The sequence below is a fragment of the Oleiphilus sp. HI0117 genome (assembly GCF_001635235.1).
In genome coordinates this window covers 1-607 of sequence record NZ_LWGA01000547.1, presented here as the reverse complement: position 1 = coordinate 607, position 607 = coordinate 1, and the positions used below count along the sequence as shown (strand labels likewise).

General features: G+C 41.2%; 1 protein-coding gene. It reads left to right on the top strand.

Annotation, left to right across the window (positions count from 1 at the left end; genetic code table 11):
• The first annotated feature begins 238 nt into the window (after positions 1-238).
• Positions 239-493 (top strand): hypothetical protein, encoded by a 255-nt coding sequence (locus A3757_RS06065; protein WP_068508138.1) that lies wholly within the window; start codon positions 239-241, stop codon positions 491-493.
• The last annotated feature ends 114 nt before the right edge of the window (positions 494-607 follow it).

Genomic DNA, 607 nt, shown 5'->3' with positions numbered 1-607 from the left:
CTGCGCACTTTGAATGGGTAATTTTGAGAATTACTTAATAGGTTTGTTTATCTCTTTGTTGACCTGCATCTGCTATAACTAATTTCCCATAATGGTTGTACCTACAACTCCAGCTCGCAAGTAACTTTTTTATTCTATCGATCCTTTGAAGAAAAAGGTGTCACATTTAATTTTTAAATACAGAAAATAGATGTGAAGTCTTTTGATTCAGTCTGTATAGCAAACAAGGAGGTGAGCTATGCCGAGAGGAAAGCGCCTGATAGTGTCAAGCTGCCCTCATCATATTGTCCAGCGAGGACATGATAAGACGGCAGCGTTTTTGTGTGATGAAGATGACCAGCACTATTTGGAGGTCTTGATTGAAGCAAAGAATGATTTAGGAGTCGCAGTGGAGCGGTGTCAACTAACAGGCACAGGAAAGTTTGTAGATGAGATTGAAAGGCGTATGGGTCGAAGAGTCGAGAATAGAGGATCGGGTAGGCCTGGGAAGTAGGTCTGACAGCTTTTCAGACACAGATACCAGGAATTGATATAGGTACGTATAATGTCGTACAATTATTCTGTGAGGGGGCAATGAATAAGTTCAAGGACGTTAAAAAGCGGATCC

Bases quoted from the DNA above. Each gene is read 5' to 3' on its own strand.
- A3757_RS06065 (WP_068508138.1), top strand. From the start codon at position 239: ATGCCGAGAGGAAAGCGCCTGATAGTGTCAAGCTGCCCTCATCATATT.